General features: G+C 56.1%; 20 protein-coding genes. 18 read left to right on the top strand and 2 right to left on the bottom strand.

The features are described from left to right. From GZH91_RS09505 to GZH91_RS09475, 7 genes are all read left to right on the top strand, one after another. The gene (locus GZH91_RS09505; protein ID WP_147074721.1) at positions 1-1,686 is read left to right on the top strand and encodes a hydrogenase maturation protein; all 1,686 of its coding nucleotides are present in this window, start codon (positions 1-3) and stop codon (positions 1,684-1,686) included. 175 nt (positions 1,687-1,861) lie between these two features. Further along, positions 1,862-2,035, top strand: coding sequence for a hypothetical protein (locus tag GZH91_RS09500; RefSeq protein WP_161984233.1), 174 nt, complete (start codon positions 1,862-1,864; stop codon positions 2,033-2,035). Positions 2,036-2,211: 176 nt separating this feature from the next. Then, positions 2,212-3,654: a sigma-54-dependent transcriptional regulator gene (locus GZH91_RS18400; RefSeq protein ID WP_147074720.1), complete on the top strand. Its 1,443-nt coding sequence runs from the start codon at positions 2,212-2,214 to the stop codon at positions 3,652-3,654. 22 nt (positions 3,655-3,676) lie between these two features. Then, positions 3,677-4,675: an NADH-quinone oxidoreductase subunit B family protein gene (locus GZH91_RS09490; RefSeq protein WP_232522171.1), complete on the top strand. Its 999-nt coding sequence runs from the start codon at positions 3,677-3,679 to the stop codon at positions 4,673-4,675. Beyond that, positions 4,672-6,129 (top strand): nickel-dependent hydrogenase large subunit, encoded by a 1,458-nt coding sequence (locus tag GZH91_RS09485; protein ID WP_147074719.1) that lies wholly within the window; start codon positions 4,672-4,674, stop codon positions 6,127-6,129. Before GZH91_RS09490 ends, GZH91_RS09485 begins: the two co-directional genes overlap by 4 nt. 12 nt (positions 6,130-6,141) lie before the next feature. Further along, entirely contained in the window at positions 6,142-6,609 is a 468-nt protein-coding gene (nikR, locus tag GZH91_RS09480) for a nickel-responsive transcriptional regulator NikR (RefSeq protein ID WP_147074718.1), read from the top strand. Positions 6,610-6,679: 70 nt separating this feature from the next. Continuing rightward, entirely contained in the window at positions 6,680-7,960 is a 1,281-nt protein-coding gene (locus GZH91_RS09475) for an ATP-binding protein (protein WP_223264628.1), read from the top strand. 79 nt (positions 7,961-8,039) lie between these two features. Here GZH91_RS09475 and cysB read toward each other — a convergent pair whose 3' ends face one another. Continuing rightward, complete coding sequence (gene cysB / locus GZH91_RS09470) at positions 8,040-8,996, bottom strand: HTH-type transcriptional regulator CysB (protein WP_147074716.1); 957 nt, start codon at positions 8,994-8,996, stop codon at positions 8,040-8,042. Between the two features lie 101 nt (positions 8,997-9,097). Here cysB and GZH91_RS09465 point away from each other — a divergent pair, with 101 nt between their 5' ends. The 8 genes from GZH91_RS09465 (at position 9,098) to GZH91_RS18395 (ending at position 16,865) form a co-directional block, all read left to right on the top strand. Then, positions 9,098-9,880 carry a sulfite exporter TauE/SafE family protein gene (locus GZH91_RS09465; RefSeq protein WP_147074715.1) on the top strand — a complete coding sequence of 261 codons (783 nt, stop codon included), beginning with the start codon at positions 9,098-9,100 and terminating at the stop codon, positions 9,878-9,880. Positions 9,881-9,903: 23 nt separating this feature from the next. Continuing rightward, positions 9,904-12,201, top strand: a complete 2,298-nt coding sequence (locus GZH91_RS09460; protein ID WP_147074714.1) for a sulfurtransferase TusA family protein — start codon at positions 9,904-9,906, stop codon at positions 12,199-12,201. A gap of 25 nt (positions 12,202-12,226) precedes the next feature. Further along, the gene (locus tag GZH91_RS09455) at positions 12,227-12,916 is read left to right on the top strand and encodes a phosphoadenylyl-sulfate reductase (protein WP_147074713.1); all 690 of its coding nucleotides are present in this window, start codon (positions 12,227-12,229) and stop codon (positions 12,914-12,916) included. Positions 12,917-12,948: 32 nt separating this feature from the next. Further along, positions 12,949-13,854, top strand: coding sequence for a sulfate adenylyltransferase subunit CysD (gene cysD, locus GZH91_RS09450; protein WP_147074712.1), 906 nt, complete (start codon positions 12,949-12,951; stop codon positions 13,852-13,854). Continuing rightward, positions 13,854-15,221, top strand: coding sequence for a sulfate adenylyltransferase subunit 1 (locus GZH91_RS09445; protein ID WP_147074711.1), 1,368 nt, complete (start codon positions 13,854-13,856; stop codon positions 15,219-15,221). Before cysD ends, GZH91_RS09445 begins: the two co-directional genes overlap by 1 nt. Next, on the top strand, positions 15,218-15,991 hold the full coding sequence (gene cobA / locus GZH91_RS09440) for a uroporphyrinogen-III C-methyltransferase (protein ID WP_147074710.1): 774 nt from the start codon (positions 15,218-15,220) through the stop codon (positions 15,989-15,991). Before GZH91_RS09445 ends, cobA begins: the two co-directional genes overlap by 4 nt. A 27-nt stretch (positions 15,992-16,018) precedes the next feature. Then, positions 16,019-16,342, top strand: coding sequence for a ferredoxin FdxA (gene fdxA, locus GZH91_RS09435; protein ID WP_147074709.1), 324 nt, complete (start codon positions 16,019-16,021; stop codon positions 16,340-16,342). Between the two features lie 286 nt (positions 16,343-16,628). Further along, positions 16,629-16,865, top strand: a complete 237-nt coding sequence (locus tag GZH91_RS18395) for a sulfurtransferase TusA family protein (RefSeq protein WP_147074708.1) — start codon at positions 16,629-16,631, stop codon at positions 16,863-16,865. Between the two features lie 226 nt (positions 16,866-17,091). Here GZH91_RS18395 and GZH91_RS09425 read toward each other — a convergent pair whose 3' ends face one another. Then, positions 17,092-17,295, bottom strand: a complete 204-nt coding sequence (locus GZH91_RS09425) for a hypothetical protein (protein WP_147074707.1) — start codon at positions 17,293-17,295, stop codon at positions 17,092-17,094. Between the two features lie 242 nt (positions 17,296-17,537). Between GZH91_RS09425 and GZH91_RS09420 the strand changes: the two genes are divergently transcribed. The 3 genes from GZH91_RS09420 to GZH91_RS09410 are packed head-to-tail and all read left to right on the top strand — an operon-like array spanning position 17,538 to position 20,748. After that, on the top strand, positions 17,538-18,014 hold the full coding sequence (locus GZH91_RS09420) for a MarR family winged helix-turn-helix transcriptional regulator (RefSeq protein WP_198415283.1): 477 nt from the start codon (positions 17,538-17,540) through the stop codon (positions 18,012-18,014). Beyond that, a complete protein-coding gene (locus tag GZH91_RS09415) occupies positions 18,011-19,504 on the top strand; it encodes an efflux transporter outer membrane subunit (RefSeq protein WP_147074706.1) in 1,494 nt (497 codons plus the stop codon). Before GZH91_RS09420 ends, GZH91_RS09415 begins: the two co-directional genes overlap by 4 nt. After that, positions 19,501-20,748, top strand: coding sequence for an HlyD family secretion protein (locus GZH91_RS09410; protein WP_147074705.1), 1,248 nt, complete (start codon positions 19,501-19,503; stop codon positions 20,746-20,748). Before GZH91_RS09415 ends, GZH91_RS09410 begins: the two co-directional genes overlap by 4 nt. Positions 20,749-20,750: the final 2 nt, after the last annotated feature.

Raw genomic sequence — 20,750 nt, 5'->3', positions numbered from 1 at the left:
ATGCGCATCCTGTTCCTGACCCACAGCTTCAACAGTCTTACCCAGCGCCTGTATGTGGCGCTGACCGAACTGGGGCACGAGGTTTCCGTCGAATTCGATATCGCGGACTCGGTGACGGAAGAGGCGGTTGCGCTTTATCGGCCGGATATCATTCTGGCGCCTTTCCTCAAACGTGCCATTCCGGCAAGCGTTTGGCGTCATCATACATGTCTGGTGGTACACCCGGGCATCGTGGGCGACCGGGGGCCCTCCGCGCTGGACTGGGCTGTCCAGAATGCAGAAACCGAATGGGGAGTGACGGTTTTACAGGCCAACGCGGTTATGGACGGGGGCGATATCTGGGCAAACGAAATATTCCCCATGCGTCTGGCGAAGAAAAGCAGCCTCTACCGCAATGAAGTGACGGAAGCCGCGACACGTGCCGTCACGACAGCGATAGAACGATATGCACAGCGTGATTTTGTGCCCTGTCCGCTGGAAAAATGGTCGAACGTGGCAGGCCAGGAAAGACCCGTCATGTGGCAGGAAGACCGGCGCATAAATTGGCTACGGGACGATACGCAAACCATCTTGCGCAGGATTCACGCCGCGGATGGGTTTCCCGGTGTTCGGGATAGCCTGTTCGACCATGCATGCTTTCTTTTCGACGCCCATGCAGCACCAGATTATAGCGGCGCACCGGGCACCATCCTGGGGTGGCAAGGCACCTCGCTAGTGAGGGCAACGGTGGACGGAGCCATCCGTATCGGCCATGTGCGACGACCCGAAAGTGCGCATCCGTTCAAATTGCCGGCATTGGTGGCCTTTGCTGCAGAGCAGGCAAGTATTCCCGTGCTGTGCGAAGCTGATGGAGAGTCCATTCGTTATGAGGAGCAGGACGGGGTAGGCTATCTTTACTTTGACTTCTATAACGGCGCCATGTCCACCGCCCAATGCCGTGAGCTGTTGGCGGCTTACCGTCAGGCATGTTCACGCCCAACCCGGGTGATTGTACTAATGGGAGGCGATGACTTTTGGTCAAACGGCATCCATCTCAATTTGATCGAGGCTTCAGAACACCCGGCAGAGGAGTCCTGGGAAAATATCCAGGCCATGGACGATTTGGCGGAGGCGATCATTACTGCGACCAGTCACATCACGGTGTCGGCACTGGCGAATAATGCGGGTGCAGGCGGCGCTTTTCTGGCTTTAGCCGCGGATCATGTCTGGGCGAGACCAAGCGTCTTGCTCAATCTTCATTACAAAAACATGGGAAACCTTTATGGTTCGGAGTTCTGGACCTACACCCTGCCCAGACGGGTGGGGCTGGAAAAGACATCGCGCATCGTGGAAAACCGGCTTCCCATGTCCGCCCGGCAGGCAGCCAGACTGGGGATAGTCGATGCCTGTTTTGGTACGGACGCGGCCATGTTCCGCCGGGAAGTGAAGCAGCGGGCAACCGCCATCTCACGGAGCCCGGATTATGACGTGCTGCGCAAAACAAAAACCGAGGCACGCGATCGGGACGAATCTGAAAAACCGCTGCTTCGATACCGTGAGTCCGAACTGTCCGAAATGCATCGGAATTTTTTCGGCTTTGATCCCAGTTATCATTATGCACGCCGCTATTTTGTCCACAAGACGTTACCTGCCTGGACTCCCAGGCATTTATGTAAACATCGCGGAATGGTTCAAGGGAACCACTGATTTATTTCATGTCAGGCTTCCCTGGGATCGAGTGAAGCTGAGAGAATCCCTACTATGGGAAGCAGGTAAAGGAAGGTCATGCAGACGAGTATTTCTGAACTTGAATCTGCCGCGAAGAAGAGGACCTGGCGCCACCCCGTTGCCCAAATTCCGACGCCTGCCTGAAGGACACGAGTTGACTGCATCCATTCTCACCGCCATCAACACCCATTGGGCCGAGAAAGGCTTGCTGCTAAAGGAAGGCACGGTCGTTGACGCCCCAATCATCACTGCACCATCGTCCACCAGGAACCGGAATGGCACCCGCGATTCCGAGATGCACCAGACCAAGAAGGGTAACCAGTTATGATGGAATGGCAAAAATGACTGTCAAAACCTGCAAAATCAGTTCGAAATCCGGTCAGATGCAACCGCGGTTGCCTATAAAACAGGCAGCCCAAACCTTTAACCCACCTGCGTATGCCGTTGGGGACATTTGTACAGCGCTTCCCAAAATATACGTGATATCAGTCCAGGGCTTTAACCATGTCGCTCCCCACAGTTTTAATTGTTGATGATGAAATCCGTTCCCTGGAGGCGTTGCGGCGTACCCTGGAAGAGGATTTCACTGTGTTCACCGCGTCAAACGTTGATGCCGCGTTGGAAATATTGCGCCAGGAATTTATCCAGATAATCGTTTGTGATCAGCGCATGCCTGTCCAGTCGGGAGTAACGTTTCTCAAGCATGTACGCGCTGATTGGCCAGATGTAGTGCGGATTATGTTGTCGGGCTACACGGATACCGAAGACATCATCGCAGGTATTAACGAAGCCGGCATATTTCAATACCTGCTCAAGCCCTGGCAGCCAGAGCAGCTTATGCTGGTTCTGCGCTCCGCTGCAGATGTTTATCGATTGCAACTGGAAAACCAGCGCCTGTCCCTGGAGTTGCGTGATAGCCCGGCGCTTCTGGCAGAACGCGTAGCCAACAAACGCCAGCATGTGCGCGAGAAATTCAGTCTGGATCGGGTGGCGCGGGCACCCGATAGCCCACTCAATGCAACCTGCGAAATGATCGACCGCATCGCGCCTTATGATATTTCCGTGCTGATCACCGGGGAGTCGGGTACCGGCAAGGAGTTGCTGGCGCATGCCCTGCACTATCGCAGCGGTCGCGCAGCGCAGGCTTTTGTGACACAAAATTGCGGGGCACTGCCGGATGCATTGCTGGAAGCCGAATTATTTGGTTATAAACGCGGTGCCTTCACAGGTGCCTACTCCGATCGGGTTGGTTTATTCCAGCAGGCTGATGGCGGTACTATTTTTCTGGATGAAATTGGCGAAACCACACCGTCATTTCAGGTCAAACTGCTCCGTGTCCTGCAAGAGGGGGAAATTCGTCCTTTGGGAAGTCCCCGTTCAGTTCAAGTCAATGTAAGGGTCATTGCGGCCACTAACCGTGACCTCGAAGAGGAAGTTCGCGCCGGACGTTTAAGGCAGGATCTTTATTACCGGATTGCCAATCTGACCATGCATCTCCCGCCATTGCGGGAACGCCCCATGGACATCCCGTTGATTGCCGAGGGATTGTTGCAGCGCGCCATGCGACAATTGAACCGCAAAGTGCGCGGTTTTACACCGGAGACACTGGACTGTTTTAAGGCTTATCGCTGGCCTGGCAATGTCCGGGAACTGCAAAACGAGATCTTGCGCATATTGGCATTGACCGATAGCGAATGGCTGGAGGCACGGCTGCTTTCCCCGAAAGTGTTGCGGGCGGCGATGGAGGAATCAGAAGAGCAGCAGCTTGACCTGCTCGCCGGCTTGGACGGAAGTCTGAAAGATCGTATGGAGCAACTGGAGGCGCGCCTGATTCGAGAAACCCTGATACGTCACCGCTGGAACAAGACCCATGCCGCACAGGAACTCGGATTATCCCGGGTCGGGCTGCGTTCAAAGCTGGTACGTTATGGTATGGACAAGACATGATTGCCAGCCTGGAGGTATTTAAATGATGAATCTGATCTGGTTACAGTCTGGCGGGTGTGGTGGTTGCACCATGTCACTGCTGAGCGCTGACGTGCGTGATCTGTTCGGCATGTTGAAGGATGCTGGCATCAATATTGTTTGGCATCCCGGCTTGTCAGAGCAGACGGGTAGCGAGGCAATCGAAGTACTGGAGGCATGTGCTAGCGGCGATTTACCCCTTGATATACTTTGCGTGGAAGGCTCTTTGCTGCGCGGACCCAATGGGACTGGGAGATTTCATGTCCTGTCCGGTACCGGCAAGCCCATGATCGAATGGGTCAGGCAACTTGCAGAAAAGGCGCAATATACGATTGCGGTGGGTACCTGCGCGACTTATGGCGGCGTTACCGCAGGCGGATGCAATCCGACTGATGCTTGCGGCATGCAATACGATGGCGCATCCAGGGGCGGGCTGCTGGGTGTGGATTATTTGAGCCAATCCGGTTTGCCAGTCATCAACATCGCGGGTTGTCCGACCCACCCGGGGTGGGTGCTGGAAACACTGCTGGCGCTGGCCATGGACAGTTTTACCCAGGCGGATCTCGATGAACTCGGGCGCCCCCGTTTCTATGCTGATCATCTGGTACATCATGGCTGCGCCCGTAACGAGTATTATGAATTCAAGGCCAGTGCAGAAAAGCCTTCTGATCAGGGATGCATGATGGAAAACATGGGGTGCAAAGGCACCCAGGCTCATGCAGATTGCAATATCCGTCCCTGGAATGGTGGTGGGTCCTGCACCGATGGGGGGTACGCCTGTATCGGTTGTACCGAACCCGGTTTTGAAGAACCAGGGCACCCCTTCACCCAGACACCTAAAATAGCCGGGATACCCATAGGATTGCCAACTGACATGCCCAAGGCCTGGTTTGTGGCGCTGGCTACATTATCGAAATCGGCGACGCCAAAACGTGTCAAGGAAAACGCCACTTCGGATCATCTTGTGATTGTGCCGGGCATTCGCAAAACGGGGGTGAAATGAGCCGTTTGGTAGTTGGGCCATTCAATCGTGTTGAAGGCGATCTGGAGGTGACGCTGGACATCTCCGGGGGCCGGGTGGACAGGGCTTATGTTGATTCAACCCTGTACCGTGGATTTGAACAGATATTGCGGGGCAAAGACCCCATGGATGCGCTGGTCTTCGTCCCGCGTATTTGCGGCATATGCTCCGTCACCCAGTCGGTTGCGGCTGCGAACGCATTGCGCAATGCCATGGGAATCTCCATACCACGCAATGGCCAATTGGCAACCAACCTGATTCTGGCAAACGAAAACCTGACCGATCACTTTACCCATTTTTATCTGTTTTTCATGCCGGATTTTGCCCGCGATGGATATTCAGGCCGCCCCTGGCATGGCATGGCTGAACAGCGGTTCAAGGCTGTCACCGGCAGTGCGGCAGGGGATGCCTTGCCCGCCCGGGCAGCATTCTTGCACATGATGGGGGTGCTCGCAGGGAAATGGCCGCACACACTGACACTTCAGCCTGGCGGCTCTTCCCGGGCCGTGTCATCTACGGAAAAAATCCGACTTTATGCCATGTTGAGGGAATTCCGGGCGTATCTCGAAAAAATCATGTTCGGCGACAAGCTGGAGAACATCGTCAAGCTGGATTCCATGCGTGCGTTGGAGGCATGGCGTGACGCCAGACCCCCTGATGCAAGTGACTTCAGGTTATTCCTGGAAGTCGCCCGGGATCTGGAACTTCACCGGATAGGGAGAGCGACGGATATATTCCTGAGCTATGGCAGCTATGAAATGGCGGGGGAATATCTGTTTTCGCCTGGCGTTTGGGATGCGAGCAAAGGCACATTGTCAGCCATCGATCCATCCGATATAGTGGAAGATCTCAGTCATTCAAGGATGACAGGGGAGCGTGATGCTCGCCATCCTTACCAGGGCGAAACCCAGCCTGCTCCGGACAAACCCGATGCCTACACCTGGTGTAAGGCACCACGCTGGCGTGGTCAGGTGCTTGAATGTGGCGCGCTGGCCAGGCAGGTGGTGACTGGTCACCCGCTGATTCGGGACATGGTGGAAAAAACGGGTGGCAATGTCACCACCCGCGTGGTGGCCCGTCTGCTGGAAATTTCCCGGGTCATTCCAGCCATGGAATCCTGGATCAAATCCCTGTCGCCCGGTGAACCGTTCTGTGTTCAAGGGCGCATGCCCGATAACGCTAAGGGCGTCGGCATGGTCGAGGCAGCGAGGGGGGCGTTGGGTCACTGGCTGGTGGTGAAGGAAGGCAAAATCGCCAATTATCAGATCGTAGCCCCCACCACATGGAACTTTTCCCCACGGGATCGTGATGGCATACCGGGCGCACTGGAACAGGCACTGGTCGGTGTGCCGGTCGGGGAACACGAACGGGTTCCATTGGCGGTACAGCATGTCGTCCGTTCATTTGATCCCTGTATGGTATGTACCGTGCATTGACCTGGAGTGCGCATGGAACGCTTCACGATTTCACTGGACGAGGATTTGGCGCAGGAGTTCGATCGGTTGATTCTTGCGCGGGGCTACAGCAATCGCTCGGAGGCAGTAAGGGACATGCTCCGGGCAGAGCTCGAAAAGTCCCGCCAGGTGCGCTATGAAGGTACTCATTGCATTGCGGCACTGAGTTATGTCTATAACCACCATGAGCGCGAATTGGCTGAACGGCTCACTGCGTTGCAGCATGATCATCATGATCTGACCGTTTCCACCCTGCACGCGCACCTGGATCACGACAACTGCATCGAATGCGTCGTTCTGCGCGGGAAGACGGCCGAGGTAAGAGACTTCGCCGGCAAGCTTATAGCGGAACGCGGCGTACGCCATGGAAACCTGAGCGTGATTACAGTTTCCCAAGAGCAGCATAAACACCGCCATGGTCTTTTTGCCCGCAGCCATATTCATTACAAGCCTCATAACTGAAATGTTTTCGAAGACCGGCCTTCTTTCGCTACCGGATATGCCCATTGAAGGAGTAGGCGAGCAGTTCTGGATGGAAGTCATTCGCAAAATGGATGAGGTTTATTCAGATTTGCTCAAGTACCAGACAGCGCTCGAGGAACAGAACAACAAACTTGAAGAGTCTCAGCAGTTCATTTTTGGTGTGTTGGCCGCCATGAGCGACATTCTCGTAGTCTGCGACCAGACGGGAACCATCGAGGATGTGAATCAATCATTGATAGAACTGACCGGCAAGACCTCGGCTGAATGGAGGGGGCATCCACTCGTTGAATTATTTGCAGATGATATTTCACGTAAACAAGCAGAATTGAAATTCAATGGGTTGCAAGGTCAGGCGATACATGATTGCGAAATGCAGATACGCATGGCCAATGGCAGTTCAATGCCGGTCTCGGTGAATTGCACCGCGCGCTTCAACAAAAAGGGCAAGTCAGTCGGCATGGTGATTACAGGGCGCCCGGTCGGTGAATTACGGCGCGCCTATCATGCCCTGCAGGAAGCCCATGAAGCGCTCAAGCGAACCCAGCAGCAACTGGTGCATTCTGAAAAAATGGCGTCTTTAGGCCGCCTGGTTGCAGGTGTGGCGCATGAGCTCAACAACCCGATTAGTTTCGTCCTCGGAAACGTACATGTACTTGAGCGATACGCAGGGCGCCTGAAAGAATACCTTGATGCGGTTCATGCAGGCAGGAGCGGTATCGAGCTTGCGGAGTTGAGAGAGAAACTCAAGATCGACCGCATTCTGGGAGATATCCGACCCTTGATCGAAGGCACTATCGAAGGGGCGGAGCGTACGCGGGACATCGTTGACGGCTTAAAACGCTTCTCTGCAATCGATCGGGAGGAGGAGTGCGAATTCAACCTGGTAGAAATCATTCAACGTGCTGTTCATTGGGTTACCAATATCACATCCGAGAGTTTTCAGGTAGAGATGGATTTGCCCCATTTCATTCCGGTGCTGGGTTCCGCTGCCCAAATTCAACAAGTCATCATGAATCTGGTCCAAAATGCCGTGGATGCCACCGCTGAAGTGAAATCTCCCAGGCTTCGCATCCAGGCAAAAATAGAAAAAGACAAGGCAGTGGTCGAATTCCGTGACAATGGATCAGGCATACTCCCTGAAAACTTTCCCAAGATATTCGATCCGTTTTTCACCACCAAGCCGGTTGGGAAGGGTACCGGCCTTGGCCTCGCCATTAGCTATGGCATAGTGGAGCGGCACAATGGGGCACTGTTTGCCGCGAACGATGCGCATGACGGAGGCACTATCTTTGTTTTGAATTTGCCGCTTTATCAATCAGCCAAGAACTGAAACCCGGATAAGTCTGGGTTTGGTCCTGTACAGTTGCGCTTGACAAAGAGAGGCGCAAGTCCATCCCCCGTCCTGCAAATCAAATTTTAGGTGCCTCCTGGTGCGCAGAACGGCACGCTGCGCTTATTGCCATGTTTACTGCCTCATGGTTTAAATGTGGGGCAAACATTTGAATAAACTCAAAAGTGTAACCGCGCAAGTAAGTACCTTGGCGAATGCCTATCCTGGTGGTGCTGGGTTCGAATAGATGGCTCGCATCTATCGCCCGCAGGTTCTGATCGCGGCCAGGATCGAAAGCCATGCTGGCCATGATACCAATTCCCAGCCCGATCCCCACGTAAGTTTTTATCACGTCGGCATCGATTGCTGTAAGTACGACATTGGGGCTTAGGTTGCGCTCCATGAAGGCTTTGTTGATCTGCGAACGACCGGCGAACGCGAAGTCGTAGGTGATGATGGAGTAGTCGGCAATGCGTTCCAGTGTCAGTGTTGGTTCGCCAAGCAGCGGATGGTCCGGCTGGACAATGACGCACCGGTTCCATTGGTAGCATGGCAACGTCACCAATTCATCGTGTAGCGCGATCGCCTCGGTGGCGATGGCGATATCTGCCTCGCCGGAAAGCACCATTTCTACAATTTGAGCCGGATTGCCCTGGTGCAGCCGCAGCTGGACGCCAGGGTAACGCTCGGAGAACGTCTTGATCACTGACGGCAAGGCATAGCGGGCCTGGGTGTGGGTGGTGGCGATGGACAGGCTGCCATGGGTTTCATTGGTGAAATCCGCGCCGACCCGCTTCAGGTTTTCGGCCTCGCGAAGAATGCGTTCCGTGATCGCCAGTATTTTCTGGCCGGGTTCTGTTATCCCGGTCACCCGCTTGCCGTGACGGACAAGAATGTCCACCCCCAACTCCTCCTCCAACAGTTGTATCTGCTTGCTGACGCCTGGCTGCGACGTATGCAGCTTTTCCGCCGCCAAAGAGACGTTGAGCCCCTGCCTGGCAACTTCATGAAGGTAGCGTAATTGTTGAATTTTCATTGTATATAATAAAACATTATTAAATAATAATTATATATTCTTTCTAATTATAAAGAAACCTGATTAGGATAGTCTGCATCAACAAAAATCAGTTCAAATAAATGGAATGGCTTTATTCGTTGTCAGGATTCGGGGTGGGCTTCATCGTCGGCGTCACCGGTATGGGGGGTGGCGCCTTGATGACACCTCTGCTGGTGTTGATGTTCGGCGTGGCCCCGAGCATTGCCGTTGGAACCGACCTGCTCTATGCCTCGCTCACCAAAATGGCGGGTAGTGTTGCGCATGGGCGACGCGGCACGGTGGACTGGCGCATCGCAGGGCTCCTTGCCACGGGGAGTCTGCCTGCCGCGATCCTGTGCATTATCACGTTGCATCAACTGGCGCTGGATGAGAAGCAGTTGAAGGGGCTGATTACCGGCGTGATGAGCGTTGCGCTGCTGCTGACCGCCACTGCATTGTTGCTTAAGCCTTATGTGATGAAAATTGCCCGGCGCAAAGACGGCGCAATTTTCGAATTGCACGCGCATTACCTGAAAGGCGCGACCATTACCACAGGGGTGGTATTGGGGGTGCTGGTGACGATTTCATCTGTCGGTGCCGGGGTGTTAGGCATGGTAGTGCTGTTGTTCCTTTATCCACGCATTGCCCCGGCCAGGCTGGTGGGGACGGACATTGCCCATGCCGTGCCATTGACCCTGGTGGCCGGTCTGGGGCACGCCGCAATGGGTACAGTGAATTACGCGTTACTGGCCAGTTTGCTGGTAGGTTCGGTGCCCGGCATTTATCTCGGCAGTCACATCGGCACAAAAATTCCGGAGCGAGTGTTGCGCAACATTCTGGCGATCATGATGTTGATTCTTGGCGGCAAGTTGCTGCTGTCATGATGAATTGAACAAGGAGCATTGCAATGAACGTAAATACGACAAATTCAGTTGAAGCGGAAGAAGTCGACCGTTTTGAACAGGCGGTGCAGACTTTCTTGCAGGGTGGTATGGATGCCGACCGCTTCCAGGCAGTGCGCCTGCAACAAGGTGTCTATGGGCAGCGCCAGGACGGTGTGAACATGGTGCGCATCAAGGTGCCGGGTGGCAAGCTCACTCCGCTGCAATTGGTTGCGGTAGCGGCAGCCCTGGAGAACTACGTACCGGAAGGCAAGGCGCATATCACGACGCGCCAGGACATTCAGATTCATTATGTGCCGCTTAAGGATACCCCGACAGTGTTACGTCACCTGTCCCGGGCCGGCCTGACCACGCGGGAAGCCTGCGGCAACACAGTGCGCAACGTCACTGCCTGCCCCCTGGCCGGGGTATGCCAGCGTGAACATGTGGATGTGGCGCCATTTTTGCTGGGCGTGGTCGACCATTTCCTGCGCCATCCGCTGACCCAGAACCTGCCGCGCAAGTTCAAGATCAGCATCTCCGGCTGCGAGGCCGATTGCGCCCAGGGCATGCTGCACGACGTGGGCATAGTCGCGGCCAGATCTGACGATGGCCGCTTCGGATTCAAAGTGCTGGCGGGAGGAGGGCTGGGACACAAGCCCCACGAGGCCATCGTGGTGGAGCCATTCGTAGAGGAAAAGGATTTGCTGCCAGTGGTGGAAGCCATTGTGGTACTGCATAACCGCTATTCCGACCGCACCAAGCGCGCCAAATCACGCATCAAGTTTCTGGTCGATCGTTTTGGTGCCGCTGGTTTTGTGGCGAAGTACCGCGAAGAACTGGAGCGTACCCGGGTGGCCCTGGCTACACGCTCTTATCCAAACGGGCAATGGCACGGCGGCAAATCCGGCGATACTCCTGGCCCTGGGGCGCCGCGGCGTCTCTTTAAGCAAAAACAGCCGGGTCTGTATGTATTTCCCATGAGTGTTCCGTTGGGACAGCTCGACGCCGGGCAATTGCGGGGAATCGCCGCGCTGATGGAGGATTTGGGGCTGAGCGATGTGCGCACCACCCAGGACCAGAACCTGATGCTGGTGAACGTCCCCGAACCGCTCCTGTCGGCGGTGCATGCAAGGCTTGGCATCTTACGCCTGCATGCGCCACGGCCCGGCGATGACGTAGTGGCCTGCCCCGGTACTTCCACTTGCCGGTTGGGAATCACCTCTTCCATGACAGTTGCGCCCAAGCTCAACGGCGGCAGCCGGGATCTGCGCATTCGCGTATCCGGCTGCCATAACGGTTGCGCCCAGCCGGAAACCGGCGACATCGGCATTTTCGGCGAGGGCCGGCGCATGCATGGCAAGCTGATTCCCCATTACCAGATGTATTTCGGCGGCAACGGCTGCGGCGGTGGAGGATTTGCAATCAAAGGCCCTTCGGTACCGGCTGCCCGTATCGAGAAAGCAGTGGAAAGGGTGCGGGAGGGCTATACCGGCAGCGGCGAATCCTGGGAGTCATTCTTCGAGTGGGCGAGGAAGCGGGATGCGGGGTATTTCGAGCGGCTGCTTGCCGATCTGGTGCACGTTTCCGAGGCTGACCTTGCGCAGGTGACCAAGGACCACGGATACCGGGAGGATTTCAAGGTATTGCAGCTGGGGGGTGGCGAATGCGCTGGCGCAGTTCAGGATACGGTAGCCGCGAAATTTTCCGAGGCAGCCTATGAACGCGATTGTCGCAATGCCTTCGCCGCTCAGCGCAAGTATCAGGAGGCGCTGGAATGCACCGAGGCAATGGCGCGCCTGGTCAGTCAGGCGCTTGTGTTTCTGTCGGGACAGGACCACAAGGTGAGTGATCTGGCGGAGATCCTCAACAGGCTAAGGAGCGAGCATTCGGCATTCCAGCCACTGGCGGAAAAACTTGATGGCGTGGTCGAGCGCCTCACACAGTTGAGATCGGCGTTCGACGATAAGGCTTTTGCTGCTGTCGCGACAGAAATTGATGTCTGGATGAAAGAGGCTGAGCAAGCCTGCGCATTGGCTGATTCCCGGCTCAACCTGCCCGGCGTGTCTTCCCGGCACCAGTTGGAAGCGGGTGGGGTCGCTGCGAGTATCGACGTGACCGCACACCCATGTCCCATCAATTTTCTCAAGGCGAAGCTGGAATTGGACAAACTCGCAGGCGGCGAAGTGCTGGCCGTGAAAGTGAATTCAGGCCAAGCAGCCTGGCTGGTTCCAACGAGCCTTGAAAGCATTGGGCACAGCGTTTTATCCAAGCAAAAGAAGGGCGATATCACCCTGATACTGGTGCGCAAGGCCGGAGATTGAAATCTAACGAAAGAGGAAAAATAAAATGAGTCTGGAACAAAAAATTGAAGAAGCTGTTGTGCTTTTGCAGGGCATCGAACGCGATCACGCGCCCGCTGCCTTTGCCAACAGTCTGGGGGCGGAAGACATGGTGCTGACCGATCTTATCGTCAAGCACGCGCCCGGCATCGAGATTTTCAGTCTCGACACGGGGCGTTTGCCGGAAGAGACCCACCAGCTCATGCATGAACTCATCAGCCGCTATAAGGTACCACTGCATATTTACTTCCCGGAGGATCTGGCGGTCGAGCACTATGTCCGCCGATGCGGCTCCAACGGTTTTTACGAGAGCGTCGAGCTGCGCAAGGCCTGCTGCCAGATCCGCAAGGTGGAGCCCCTGCGGCGCGCCCTGCGGGGAAAGAAGGCCTGGCTCACCGGGTTGCGCAGGCAACAGGCCGCAACGCGCACGGAGTTGCTCCTTTCCGAATGGGATGCGGATCATCAGTTGCACAAATTCAATCCCTTGGCGGAGTGGAAGCATGCGGATGTGTGGGCCTATCTCTATCAATTTGATGTGCCCTACAACGAGTTGCACGACCAGGGGTTTCCGAGCATAGGCTGCGCCCCATGCACGCGCGCTGTCGCGATCGGGGAGGATGTTCGTGCGGGGCGCTGGTGGTGGGAAAACCCGCTGACCAAAGAGTGCGGCTTGCACTGCAAGAAAACCGCCGCTTGAAGCCAGTCAAAAATTCAGACTTAAGGAACACTATGTCGTACCACCAATTGAGTCACCTGGAATGGCTCGAAAGCGAATCGATTCACATCATGCGGGAGGTGGCGGCCGAATGCCAAAACCCGGTGCTGCTGTTTTCCGGAGGCAAGGACTCCATCGTTATGCTGCGCCTGGCAGAGAAAGCGTTCCGCCCCGGCAGATTTCCGTTCCCGCTGCTGCACATCGACACCGGGCACAATTTCCCCGAAGTGATCGAGTTTCGGGATCGTCGCGCCGCCGAACTCGGCGAGCGGCTGATGGTGCGCTCGGTGCAGGATTCCATCGACAGGGGGCAGATCAAGGTGAAAAGTATTGACCAGAGCCGCAACCCGATGCAGACCGTGACGCTGTTGGATGCCATTCGCGAGTTCGGTTTTAACGCGTGCTTCGGCGGCGCGCGCCGGGACGAGGAAAAAGCGCGCGCCAAAGAGCGTATTTTCTCGTTCCGGGACGAGTTTGGCCAGTGGGATCCAAAAAATCAGCGCCCCGAACTTTGGAGTCTCTACAACACCCGCGTCAATCCCGGCGAGCACATGCGCGTGTTTCCCATCAGCAATTGGACCGAGCTGGATGTCTGGCAATACATCGCCCGGGAGGCTCTGGAGGTCCCCAGCCTATATTTCGCCCACGAGCGCGAGGTCATCCGCCGCGGCGCCCAGTGGCTCCCCGTCTCATTCCTGGTGCAGCCGGCGCCGGGCGAAACCGTGGAGAGGCGCTCGGTGCGCTTCCGCACGGTGGGCGACATGAGTTGCACCTGCCCGGTGGAGTCGAAGGCGGTAAGCATCAAAGAGATCATTCGGGAAACTGCGGCGACCACTATCACCGAGCGCGGCGCCACCCGCCTGGATGACCGAACCTCGGAGGCTTCCATGGAATTACGTAAAAGAGAAGGGTACTTCTGATGGTAAATGAAAAGCACAGCTTGGCTCCTGCGACAGACCTGCTCCGATTCATCACCGCAGGCAGCGTGGACGATGGCAAGAGCACCCTGATCGGTCGTCTGCTGTATGACAGCAAGGCTATTTTTGCGGACCAGCTTGATGCCATCGAGCGCGTCACCCGCCGCCGAGGCATGGAAGGGGCGGACCTCGCGCTGTTGACCGATGGTCTGACGGCGGAACGCGAGCAGGGCATCACCATCGACGTGGCTTACCGTTATTTCGCCACACCCAAGCGCAAGTTCATCGTCGCCGACACGCCAGGTCATGAACAATACACCCGTAACATGGTGACGGGGGCCAGCACGGCAAGCCTGGTAGTGATCCTGATCGATGCGCGCAAAGGGGTTCGTACCCAGTCCCGCCGTCACGCCTACATTGCGAGCCTGCTGGGTATTCGTCATTTGGTCGTGGCGGTCAACAAGATGGATCTGGTGGGCTATTCCGAGGGGGTGTTTGAGCAGATCAAGAGCGAATTTATCGAGTTCTGCGCCAAGCTGGACGCGCACGATCTCCACTTCATCCCGATGTCGTCACTCCATGGCGATATGGTGGTTGAAAGGGGTGACAACATGCCCTGGTATCAGGGCAGCACCTTGCTGAATCTGCTGGAGAATATCGTGGTCGCCGATACCTTGAATCTGCGCGACTTCCGATTTCCGGTGCAGTTTGTCAGCCGGCCGCAAAGGCCGGACTTGCATGATTTCCGCGGCTACATGGGGCGCATCGAATCAGGCTGCGTCCAGGTCGGCGACGCTGTTACGGTGCTGCCCGGCGGGCATACATCGAAAGTGAAGGAGATTTACGCCTTCTCTGACCGCAAGCTCCCCGAAGCCTGCGCGCCGCAATCGGTGATGCTCACCCTCGAAGACGATATTGATGTCTGCCATGGCGACATGATCGTGCACCGGCTCGACCGGCTGTTCGAGGAAACGGCCGTATACCAGGGCCATCTCCCGCGGGTCGAGAAGGAGTTTGACGCAATTTTGTGCTGGCTGGACAACGAACCCATGGATTTGGGACGGAGCTACTTGATCAAGCACACTACTCACACCGTAAAAGCGACGATCCAGTCGATGCACTACAAAGTGGATGTCAACACCCTGGAACATTGCGCCAACATAAACGCTCTCCGGATGAACGAAATCGCCAGGGTGTCGATCAAGACGCAGCAGCCTTTGGTGTGGGATGCCTATGTGGACAACCGGGCAACCGGTGGATTTATTGTCATCGACCAGGAGACCAACGGCACGGTGGCGGCAGGTCTGATTAACAGAGACAAGGCCGGACTGGCGCGAAGCCATACAGGAAAAAAGAGGGTAAGCGCTTGACGGGCATCGTATACCTGGTCGGCGCTGGACCCGGCGCTCCGGACTTGATCACGATCCGGGGCGCTGAAGTATTGGCGCGTGCGGATATCGTTTTTTTCGACGCACTGGTTCATCCGCAAACTCTGGCGCTGGCAGGCCGCGCCAGAAAAGTGTCGGTAGGCAAGCGCTGTGGAGAAATTTCCACTGACCAGCGCTTCATCAACCGCAACCTCGTGGAGGCGAGCACACAATACTCAGTCGTAGTGCGCCTGAAAGGCGGAGACCCCATGCTATTTGGCCGCGCTCAAGAGGAAATCGCGGCGCTGGAACAGCATGGCATCCGCTATGAGATCGTTCCGGGTGTGACCGCGGCCTTGGCTGCCAGTGCGGAACTTGCCATTCCCTTGACTCAACGTGGCTTGAGCCGGAGTGTCACGTTCTCGACCGCGAGGGTAGGCGTCGGCCAGGCGGCGGCGGATTGGGCCCGGGCGGTGAGCGCTACGGATACTGCCGCGCTTTACATGTCGCGGGGTGATGCTGCGGAAATCTCCGCAACGCTTCAAGCTCATGGCATGCCTTCGTCAACGCCGGTAGCCATTGTCGCGAACGCAAGCCTGCAGCCATGCAAACATATCCGCACGACACTGGTCGACCTTTCTTCGGCAATCGACTGCGATATGAAAGGACCGGCGATATTGCTTCTGGGAGAGGTCTTCCGGGAAAGGGTCGTGTCTAAGGGTGATACGCTTCGCAAAACCCTGGAAGACTCTCCACCGGTTCGTCTTGTGTAATGGCGAGTTTTTTTATGGGAGATTCAAATGACTTATGTAGTGACCGAGGCCTGCATCCGATGCAAATACACCGATTGTGTGGACGTCTGTCCAGTGGACTGTTTTGTGGAAGGACCTGATTTTTTAGCCATAGACCCGGATGGGTGCATCGACTGCACGTTATGCGTGGCCGAATGCCCGGTGGAGGCGATATTTGCCGCAAGTGACGTGCCTGACGAGCAACAGGCGTTCATCGCCCTCAACGCCGAACTAGCCAGAAAATGGCAGCAGATCACCGAAAAGATACCCGCCTTGCCCGATGCGGACGACTGGGCAAAGATAAAAAATAAACGCCAGTTCCTTAATGTTTAAGGGTTTTTACAACATGTTAAATGTCCTGAACGGGGATCGGCTATCGAGATCAATACTGGCGTGTTTGGCATGATGTGGAATGCATCCATTTAGATCAATTTACTGCAAGGTCTGTTTCCAGTTAATTTGCGTTCTATGAAATATCATATTGATATAATTAAACAATTTCGTCCGGTATGAAACATGCATCAAGTTCATGGCTGAGATAGGGTTTTGCTTTGGTCGCAGGGGCGGCAAAAATATCGGCGATAATGGCTCACTTACTTAACTTCCAGGAGATTTTAAATTGAAATATCAACACACTCTGGATATCTGCAATACGACAGGTCCATGGACAATTCTCAATTGCAAGAAAGAATTAGAGGCAATGAATAGCGGGGAAATACTCAAGGTAATATTGCACACCGAAAGTAAAGACCTAACGGTCATTGAGACTTTTTGCAAGCAGGTAGGGCATGAAGTTATTGGACATGATGTTGAGGGTGACGGTCAAGTCTGTTATATAAAAAGGAAAAAATCCTAACAGGGCCTCAAGGACGCGATGGCAGTCACAGCCTGCAATGGAGTGTCAGTCGCTCGTGCTGCCGGATGGGCTGCTTCTGTGGGCTCTCAGCGGGGATTCGAAGCGACCCGGGGCCGGAATTCACGGGCAAGGCGCTCGACCAGTGGGCCACCGAAACGGAGTCGATCTCAAGTTCATCGTACCGGGCAAATTCTAAGGTCGGCTGGCAATCGTGGCGCCCAACAGCTTAGGCAGCGAGTTGATTTGCATAGTACTGCTGCCGGTAGGTGCGAATGAGTATCCCGATGCGACTCAGGTTGTAGCTCAGGTTCATCAGGCCCACCCCGGCTGCTGCACGCGCAGCGCCAATGCTGCGCAGGAAGATGCCCCCTTTTCTCGTCCAGCTGCGCCAATATCTTTGGGCGCGAGTCTGGACTTCGCTTGTCCCCATTCGATGGGGATTGCACCCGCCTTGGGTAGCCGGCTGCATGTGCCTAAGGTTTGGGCTCTTGTCTGGGTGAACCAAAATTACGGGGAATTTATAGAAGTGCCCTTAAGGTGAACAATCCTAGATAACATAAATAGATAGTTAATAAATTTACATAACCCAGCATGTCCAATAACATGCCTTGACAATAACTGCCTAGGCATTAATATGGATGGCATTCGAAGCCATTCAGCAAAGTGTATTCCGTGAATCAGACCGGGGAAAATTTTTATAACGAAGAAAATTACACGCCAGAGGAGTCGGTAGGTTACCTGATGCGGGGTGCCTGGCAGGCCTTGCTCAAAAATATTGACGCCGAGATGCAGATTCTTGATCTCACCGGCATGCAATGGGGGCCGCTATTGCTGGTTGCCAAGGGCTACTGTGATAGCGTGGCGACGTGCGCACGCGCGAGTTACACCGATAGTGGCGCGATGACGCGCATGCTGGATCGGCTGGAAACCAAAGGCTTGCTGCGTCGGGTGCGCAATCTGGAAGACCGCCGCGTGGTCAATCTTGAGTTGACTCAGGCAGGTCGAGAGATCACTCAGCAAATTCCGGCACGTCTGGTCAAGGTGCTCAATCAGCATCTGCATGGCTTTAATGAAGCCGAATTCCAGCAATTCAAACAGATGCTGCGTCGCTTTGCGGCGAATGGCAACGGTCCGGTCAGTGAATCATGAGCCTGGCCTATTTTTCTTGCCGTGTTGTGCCGGGAATGGGTATGGCCTTGGGGCTTGTCCTGGTGCTGTCCGGTTGCGCTGATTTTTCGGGAATCAGGACCCAGGCGCAAATGATTCAACTTCAGTCGCTGGCCGCAACAGGACGGCAGGCCAACCCAGGCACGTTTCCCCAGCAGCGTTGGTGGATAGCTTTTGGCGATGCCGGGCTGGATGCCCTGATTGCGCAGGCGATGGCCGCTAACCCCAGCCTGAAAATCGCTCAGAGCCGTGTGATCGAGGCACAGGCGTCTGCGGCCGCAACCGGCAGCCCACGCTATCCCCAGTTAAACGGCGAAGCAAAAATAACCCGGGAACGCCTGAGCGAAAACAGTATTTATCCGCCTCCGCTCGGGGGCAGCACGGTCACGATGAATTCCGCCAATTTGGCCGGGCAGTGGCAACTCGATCTGTTCGGCAAAAATCGCGCGGCTCTGGACGCTGCCATCGGACAGTCGCGTGCGGCCGAGGCAGATGCACAGGCGGCACGCATGCTGCTGGCAGCCAATGTGGCACAGCGTTACTTCAGCCTGGCGCGTTTGCTGGCGCAGCAGGATCTGGATCGTGCCTTGCTGCGGCAACGCGAGCAGATTCTGGAATTGGTCAGACAACGCGTTGCCGCCGGGCTGGATACCACGCTGGCGCAGCGCCAGGCGCAGGCGGAGGTACCGCAAATCCGCCGTGATCTGGCCGTACTGGATGAACAGGCCATGCTCGCCCGGCATGCTCTGGCGGCTTTGATCGGTGCCGGGCCCAGCGCCACGGACAAGCTGCTTGCACATTTGCCCTCTGTGGGGATACCCCAAGTACCCAGACAGATTCCTGCCGAGTTACTCGGACATCGCGCCGACGTGGTCGCGGCGCGCTGGCGTGTCGAGAGCGAACTGCAGGGTATCCGGGAGGCGCGCGCGGCGTTTTATCCCAACATCAATCTCAGCGCATTTATCGGCTTTGAATCCATCGGTCTGTCGAAGTGGTTGAGTGTGGGCAGCCGTACGTTCGGCGTCGGACCGGCGCTCAGCCTGCCGATTTTTGATGCAGGCCTGCTGCGCGCCCGGCTGCAGGGACACACTGCGCGTGCTGATGCGGCAATAGAAAGTTACAACGCTGCTGTGCTGAATGCAATTCGGGATGTGGCCGATCAGCTCTCATCGTGGCATGCGCTGCAGGCGCAATTACAGGAACAGATGGCGGCGCAGGCGGCGGTCAGCAGTGCATATGATCTGGCGTTGGCGCGTTATCAGGGCGGGCTGAGCAATTATTTGAATGTGCTCACTGCAGAAAATGCCGTATTGCAGCAGCGCCGCATCCTGATTGACCTGCAGGCACGCGTTTATGACCTCGATGTGGGGCTGGCGCGGGCCCTAGGCGGAGGATATGTTGCTGCAGGCAAAGCCGCTCCTCAATTATCGAATGGCAGTCAGACCAAGACCGTATCCGGGGAACCAGGATGAGTGAACAAATCCTGTCCGAACAGCCGCCAGCGCAAAATCCCGATGGCAAGCCGCAGCAGCGCAAAAAATGGATGCTGGTTCTGGCCGCTGTGTGTGTGCTGGCAGCGCTCGCCTACGGCGTGCACTGGTATATCCATGGGCGTCATTTTGAATATGCCGATGATGCTTATGTTGCCGCCAACATTGTGCAGATTACGCCGCAGGTTGCCGGCACCGTGGTGGCAATCGGCGCGAGCGAAACTGACTACGTCCATGCCGGGGAAACGCTGGTCAGACTGGATGGAACCAATGCCCGGCTGGCCCTGCACGAGGCAGAAGCCCAGCTCGCTCAAACCGTGCGTGAAGTACGCACGCTCTACACTGGCAACGGCAGCCTGGCGGCAGCGGTGAATCAGTACCGCGCTGAACTGGATCAGGCGCGAGCCGATCTGGTCAGCGCGCAGACCGATTTGGTGCGGCGGCAAAAGCTGGCGGGAACCGGAGCCGTATCGCAGGAGGAGCTGCAGCACGCACAAACGGCACTGGATAATGCCCGCAGCCGGGTGGCGGTAGCAAGCGCCCAGGTCAGCGCAGCGCAGGAACAGCTGCGTTCCAATCAAGTACTCACTGCCGGTACCACGGTGCGCGATCATCCCCGGGTTCAGGCAGCCGCTGCAAAAGTTCGGCAAACCTATCTTGACTTGAAACGCGATGCGATTCTGGCGCCGGTGGATGGCTATATGGGAAAACGTGGCGTGCAGCTCGGGCAGCGCGTGGCAGTTGGTGCACCGCTGATGACCCTCATTCCATTGAGCCAGGTATGGGTGGACGCGAATTTCAAGGAAACCCAGCTGCGTAAGATGCGTATCGGTCAGCCGGTGAAACTGACCGCTGATTTATACGGCAGCAGCGTGGTATATCACGGTCATGTGCTGGGCATGGGTGCCGGCACCGGCGCGGCTTTTGCGCTGTTGCCGGCACAGAATGCCACCGGCAACTGGATCAAGGTAGTGCAGCGCATCCCGGTGCGCGTTGCGCTCGACCCCAAAGAAGTGGAAGCGCACCCGCTGCGCGTCGGCTTGTCCATGGAAGCAACCGTGGATGTCTCGAACCAGGGCGGTGGCGTGCTGGCAACTACGCCATCCAGCCGGATGGTGGCGGAGACAGCGGTATATGGGGACTTTGATCACGCCGCTGATAGGCTCGTCAGCCAAATCATTTCAAGCAATCTGGGCGTAAAATCGGCACATGCGGATACGCATTGAGC

Origin of the sequence: Sulfuriferula plumbiphila (assembly GCF_009938015.1) — a bacterium.
Classification (GTDB): Bacteria; Pseudomonadota; Gammaproteobacteria; order Burkholderiales; family Sulfuriferulaceae; genus Sulfuriferula; species Sulfuriferula plumbiphila.
This window is presented reverse-complemented; position numbering and strand designations above follow the sequence as displayed.

What these genes read in the sequence shown, in the direction of transcription:
- cysB (WP_147074716.1), bottom strand. Translation starts at nt 8,996, where the DNA reads ATGAAAATTCAACAATTACGCTACCTTCATGAAGTTGCCAGGCAGGGG.
- GZH91_RS09460 (WP_147074714.1), top strand. Translation starts at nt 9,904, where the DNA reads ATGAACGTAAATACGACAAATTCAGTTGAAGCGGAAGAAGTCGACCGT.
- GZH91_RS09505 (WP_147074721.1), top strand. Translation starts at nt 1, where the DNA reads ATGCGCATCCTGTTCCTGACCCACAGCTTCAACAGTCTTACCCAGCGC.
- GZH91_RS09415 (WP_147074706.1), top strand. Translation starts at nt 18,011, where the DNA reads ATGAGCCTGGCCTATTTTTCTTGCCGTGTTGTGCCGGGAATGGGTATG.
- fdxA (WP_147074709.1), top strand. Translation starts at nt 16,019, where the DNA reads ATGACTTATGTAGTGACCGAGGCCTGCATCCGATGCAAATACACCGAT.
- GZH91_RS09445 (WP_147074711.1), top strand. Translation starts at nt 13,854, where the DNA reads ATGGTAAATGAAAAGCACAGCTTGGCTCCTGCGACAGACCTGCTCCGA.
- GZH91_RS09410 (WP_147074705.1), top strand. Translation starts at nt 19,501, where the DNA reads ATGAGTGAACAAATCCTGTCCGAACAGCCGCCAGCGCAAAATCCCGAT.
- GZH91_RS09465 (WP_147074715.1), top strand. Translation starts at nt 9,098, where the DNA reads ATGGAATGGCTTTATTCGTTGTCAGGATTCGGGGTGGGCTTCATCGTC.
- GZH91_RS09490 (WP_232522171.1), top strand. Translation starts at nt 3,677, where the DNA reads ATGATGAATCTGATCTGGTTACAGTCTGGCGGGTGTGGTGGTTGCACC.
- GZH91_RS09455 (WP_147074713.1), top strand. Translation starts at nt 12,227, where the DNA reads ATGAGTCTGGAACAAAAAATTGAAGAAGCTGTTGTGCTTTTGCAGGGC.
- nikR (WP_147074718.1), top strand. Translation starts at nt 6,142, where the DNA reads ATGGAACGCTTCACGATTTCACTGGACGAGGATTTGGCGCAGGAGTTC.
- GZH91_RS09475 (WP_223264628.1), top strand. Translation starts at nt 6,680, where the DNA reads ATGGAAGTCATTCGCAAAATGGATGAGGTTTATTCAGATTTGCTCAAG.
- GZH91_RS09425 (WP_147074707.1), bottom strand. Translation starts at nt 17,295, where the DNA reads ATGGGGACAAGCGAAGTCCAGACTCGCGCCCAAAGATATTGGCGCAGC.
- cysD (WP_147074712.1), top strand. Translation starts at nt 12,949, where the DNA reads ATGTCGTACCACCAATTGAGTCACCTGGAATGGCTCGAAAGCGAATCG.
- GZH91_RS09485 (WP_147074719.1), top strand. Translation starts at nt 4,672, where the DNA reads ATGAGCCGTTTGGTAGTTGGGCCATTCAATCGTGTTGAAGGCGATCTG.
- GZH91_RS18400 (WP_147074720.1), top strand. Translation starts at nt 2,212, where the DNA reads ATGTCGCTCCCCACAGTTTTAATTGTTGATGATGAAATCCGTTCCCTG.